The organism is Flavobacterium hydrophilum, assembly GCF_003202405.1.
GTDB classification, from domain to species: domain Bacteria; phylum Bacteroidota; class Bacteroidia; order Flavobacteriales; family Flavobacteriaceae; genus Flavobacterium; species Flavobacterium hydrophilum.
In genome coordinates, this window is sequence record NZ_QJHL01000014.1 from 1 (window position 1) to 2,808 (window position 2,808).

At 53.3% G+C, this 2,808-nt stretch carries 1 protein-coding gene; it reads left to right on the plus strand.

Annotation, left to right across the window (positions count from 1 at the left end):
• The coding region (locus DMB68_RS23115) for a beta strand repeat-containing protein (protein ID WP_317047384.1) at positions 1–2,808 on the plus strand (2,808 nt) is incomplete at both ends.

Genomic DNA, 2,808 nt, shown 5'->3' on the forward strand with positions numbered 1-2,808 from the left:
CCGCTACACTGAGCACGGCTACGACTACCGATACAGTGGTAAGCTTAGGCTTTGCAGGAACAGCTTCAGCAGGAGATTATGCGGCAAGCAATACTACGATCACCATCCCGGCAGGGCAGCTGACCGGAACGATCACTATTGATCCGGCCGATGATGCGCTTTACGAAGGAAACGAAACAGTAATCATCGACATCACAGGAGTAACCGGAGGCAATGGCGCTACAGAAAACGGCGTTCAGCAGGCCACGGTAACGATCACTGATGACGAGACCACCCCAACGGTAACCCTGAGCGGAACGACAACAATCGTCGAGAACGCAGCAGGCACCGCTACAATCACCGCTACGCTGAGCACGGCTACGACTACCGATACGGTGGTAAGCTTAGGCTTTGCAGGAACAGCTTCAGCAGGAGATTATGCGGCAAGCAATACTACGATCACCATCCCGGCAGGGCAATTGACCGGAACGATCACTATTGATCCGGCCGATGATGCGCTGTATGAAGGAAACGAAACAGTAATCATCGACATCACAGGAGTAACCGGAGGCAATGGCGCTACCGAAAACGGCGTTCAGCAGGCGACGGTAACGATCACTGATGACGAGACCACCCCAACGGTAACCCTGAGCGGAACGACAACAATCGTCGAGAACGCAGCAGGCACCGCTACAATCACCGCTACACTGAGTACGGCTACGACTACCGCTACGGTAGTAAGCTTAGGCTTTGCAGGAACAGCTTCAGCAGCAGACTATGCAGCAAGCAATACTACCATTACGATACCGGCAGGCCAATTGACCGGAACGATCACTATTGATCCGGCCGATGATGCGCTTTACGAAGGAAACGAAACAGTAATCATCGACATCACAGGAGTAACCGGAGGCAATGGCGCTACAGAAAACGGCGTTCAGCAGGCGACGGTAACGATCACTGATGACGAGACCACCCCAACGGTAACCCTGAGCGGAACGACAACAATCGTCGAGAACGCAGCTGGAACGGCTACAATCACCGCTACGCTGAGCACGGCTACGACTACCGATACGGTGGTAAGCTTAGGCTTTGCAGGAACAGCTTCAGCAGGAGACTATGCAGCAAGCAATACTACGATCACCATCCCGGCAGGGCAGCTGACCGGAACGATCACTATTGATCCGACCGATGATGCGCTTTACGAAGGAAACGAAACAGTAATTGTCGATATCACAGGAGTAACCGGAGGCAATGGCGCTACAGAAAACGGCGTTCAGCAGGCGACGGTAACGATCACTGATGACGAGACCACCCCAACGGTAACCCTGAGCGGAACGACAACAATCGTCGAGAACGCAGCAGGCACGGCTACAATCACCGCTACGCTGAGCACGGCTACGACTACCGATACGGTGGTAAGCTTAGGCTTTACAGGAACAGCTTCGGCAGGAGACTATGCGGCAAGCAATACTACCATTACGATACCGGCAGGGCAATTGACCGGAACGATCACGATTGATCCAACCGATGATGCTTTATATGAAGGAAACGAAACAGTAATTGTCGATATCACGAATGTTACAGGAGCTACGGCAGGCAGTACGACTCAGGCAATCGTTACAATCACTGATGACGAGACCACGCCAATGGTAACCCTTAGCGGAACGACAACAATCGCAGAGAACGCGGCAGGCACCGCTACAATCACCGCTACGCTGAGCACGGCTACGACTACCGATACGGTGGTAAGCTTAGGCTTTGCAGGAACAGCTTCAGCAGGAGACTATGCGGCAAGCAATACTACGATCACCATCCCGGCAGGGCAGCTGACCGGCACGATCACTATTGATCCGGCCGATGATGCGCTGTACGAAGGAAACGAAACAGTAATCATCGACATCACAGGAGTAACCGGAGGCAATGGCGCTACAGAAAACGGCGTTCAGCAGGCCACGGTAACGATCACTGATGACGAGACCACTCCAACGGTAACCCTGAGCGGAACAGCTTCAATCGTCGAGAACGCGGCAGGCACCGCTACAATCACCGCTACGCTGAGCACGGCTACGACTACCGATACGGTGGTAAGCTTAGGCTTTGCAGGAACAGCTTCGGCAGGAGATTATGCGGCAAGCAATACTACGATCACCATCCCGGCAGGGCAGCTGACCGGAACGATCAATATTGATCCGGCCGATGATGCGCTTTACGAAGGAAACGAAACGGTTATCATCGATATCACGAATGTTACAGGAGCTACGGCAGGGGCTACCACCCAGGCAACAGTAACGATCACTGATGACGAGACCACGCCAATGGTAACCCTTAGCGGAACGACAACAATCGTCGAGAACGCAGCTGGAACGGCTACAATCACCGCTACACTGAGCACGGCTACGACTACCGATACGGTGGTAAGCTTAGGCTTTGCAGGAACAGCTTCAGCAGCAGACTATGCAGCAAGCAATACTACGATCACCATTCCGGCAGGGCAATTGACCGGAACGATCACTATTGATCCGACCGATGATGCGCTGTACGAAGGAAACGAAACAGTAATTGTCGATATCACGAATGTTACAGGAGCTACGGCAGGCAGTACAACTCAGGCTATCGTTACGATCACTGATGACGAGACCACCCCAACGGTAACCCTTAGCGGAACAGCTTCAATCGCAGAGAACGCGGCAGGCACCGCTACAATCACCGCTACACTGAGCACGGCTACGACTACCGATACAGTGGTAAGCTTAGGCTTTGCAGGAACAGCTTCAGCAGGAGATTATGCGGCAAGCAATACTACGATCACCATCCCGGCAGGGCAGCTGA